4 protein-coding genes and 1 pseudogene are annotated in these 1,667 nt (G+C 65.0%); 4 read left to right on the plus strand and 1 reads right to left on the minus strand.

Annotated elements, in window-relative coordinates:
* Nucleotides 1–406, minus strand: a pseudogene (locus Q0520_RS11940) (hypothetical protein); the annotation flags it as partial.
* Nucleotides 407–540: 134 nt separating this feature from the next.
* Here Q0520_RS11940 and Q0520_RS11945 point away from each other — a divergent pair.
* From Q0520_RS11945 to Q0520_RS11960, 4 genes are all read left to right on the plus strand, one after another.
* Nucleotides 541–777, plus strand: a complete 237-nt coding sequence (locus Q0520_RS11945) for a type II toxin-antitoxin system HicB family antitoxin (RefSeq protein ID WP_298670378.1) — start codon at nt 541–543, stop codon at nt 775–777.
* The gene (locus Q0520_RS11950) at nt 774–1,031 is read left to right on the plus strand and encodes a hypothetical protein (protein ID WP_298670380.1); all 258 of its coding nucleotides are present in this window, start codon (nt 774–776) and stop codon (nt 1,029–1,031) included. The genes Q0520_RS11945 and Q0520_RS11950 overlap by 4 nt, the downstream gene beginning before the upstream one ends.
* Nucleotides 1,032–1,176: 145 nt before the next feature.
* Nucleotides 1,177–1,302 (plus strand): hypothetical protein, encoded by a 126-nt coding sequence (locus Q0520_RS11955; RefSeq protein WP_298670382.1) that lies wholly within the window; start codon nt 1,177–1,179, stop codon nt 1,300–1,302.
* Between the two features lie 54 nt (nt 1,303–1,356).
* Nucleotides 1,357–1,667: bifunctional hydroxymethylpyrimidine kinase/phosphomethylpyrimidine kinase (locus Q0520_RS11960; protein ID WP_298670384.1), on the plus strand; the 311-nt coding region annotated here is incomplete at its 3' end.

A 1,667-nucleotide genomic window follows, 5' to 3' on the forward strand; every position in this document is an offset into this window, starting at 1 on the left:
GGAAGGGGAAGTCGGAGAGGCGGGAGTGCATCCCGTCGACGGTGGTGATGATATATTTCCCGTTTGCGGAGACTGCCCCCGCGTCGTCCATCTCGTCGACGCCGACTGCGGCCGTCGCTTTCCCGATGATCCGCGGGAACTGCCTGTGGGCGAAAAAGTCGCCCTTGCCGCGGGACCCGACGCCGAACTCCCCCATGGTGACGCCGGCGTGTTCGAAGGCGAAGAGGTCGCCGGTGAGGCCGGAGGTATTTTTCACCTCTTCAAGGACGGCTTTTGCGAATTTCTCCGCATATTCAGGGGAAGCACCTGTCTTGATCCTGAGGATCTCGTATGTGAGGGCTGCGACGACGTCGTCTTCGCCCCTGCCCGCGGAGAGTTCCCTGCGGGCAAATCCCTCTATATCCATAGAAAAAGATCGACGGGATCGGTGTTAAAGGCAGTGATAGGTGCCCTCGCCGTGACACCGTGCGAGGATTGATATTTCTGGAGCGCAAGGGTGTGGGCGGGCGCGAGGTCGCCCGGCACGGGTGAAGGGGGGACATGAGGAAATACACGCTGACTGCGGCGCTCTGGGAGGAGGAGAGGGTCTATGTCTCGAAATGCCCGGAGATCGGTGTGGCCAGTTGCGGCGAGACGCCTGACGAGGCCCTGGCCCACCTGAAGGAGGCGGTCGAGTTGTATCTGGAGAACGCGAGGGCGCTCGGCATGATGGAGGACATCGCCCCGGCGCTCCGGTCGCCGCGGAAGTTTGCGGCGACCTTCGAGGTGGTCGAGTGACGCACCTCCCTGTCCTCTCCTCGGACGCGGTCCTCAGGGCGCTGAAGAGGGCGGGCTTCGACTATGCGCCCCGGCGGAGCAGGGGGCGGCAGGTCGCCCTCTGCCGCGTCGACGAGTCAGGCCACCCTCTCCTCGTGATCCTGCCGAAGAAGAGCGTCCTGCCGGTGGGGACGCTCATCGCCGTCCTCCAGCAGGCGAACCTGCACAGGGAGCGGTTCCTCCTCCTTGTCGGCGAGGCGGCGACTGTCTCGTGAGGGCCGTTATGCCCTTTTTGACACGCCGGCGCAGTCTCCGTATGTCTCAACCCATGTTTGTGGGCTGCGAGAAGGAAAGGCAATTTCTCATCGGGCGGTCCCCGGGATCAACCACTGTCCCCCCTCTTTTCCCCGGACTCCGACGATGCGTGACCGGTATTGTGCGGCAAAAAAGAACGGCCTCTCTCCTGTGAGTTTCGATGCGGATTTCGACCGGACGCCCGGGGGGAGAAGGGAACCCGGCATCGACGGTGTGGCGAAGAGCGTCTGATCCCGGCCGTAACGGCGCCACTTTCTTCTGCTCTGCGTGCCAATTCTTCGGGGTATGTCTTCGTGTGCCCTGACGATCGCCGGTTCGGACTCGGGCGGCGGTGCCGGTATCCAGGCCGATCTCAAGACTTTCGCCGCCTACGGTGTCTGGGGGACGTCGGCGCTCGCAGCGGTGACGGCGCAGAACCCCGGCGGCGTGGCCGGGGTGTGGTCTGTCCCCCCCGACGCCGTCGCCGCCCAGGTGCGGGCGGTCTTCGAGGGTTTTCCCGTCGGCGCGGTGAAGACCGGGATGCTCGCGGATGCCGGGGTCATTCACGCGGTGGCCGCCGCCCTGTCCCCCGGTGTCCCGCTCGTCATCGACCCGGT

Source organism: uncultured Methanofollis sp., from assembly GCF_937919355.1.
Taxonomy (GTDB): Archaea; Halobacteriota; Methanomicrobia; order Methanomicrobiales; family Methanofollaceae; genus Methanofollis.

Coding starts and splice junctions, on each gene's coding strand:
- Q0520_RS11945 (WP_298670378.1), top strand. CDS start 541: ATGAGGAAATACACGCTGACTGCGGCGCTCTGGGAGGAGGAGAGGGTC.
- Q0520_RS11955 (WP_298670382.1), top strand. CDS start 1,177: ATGCGTGACCGGTATTGTGCGGCAAAAAAGAACGGCCTCTCTCCTGTG.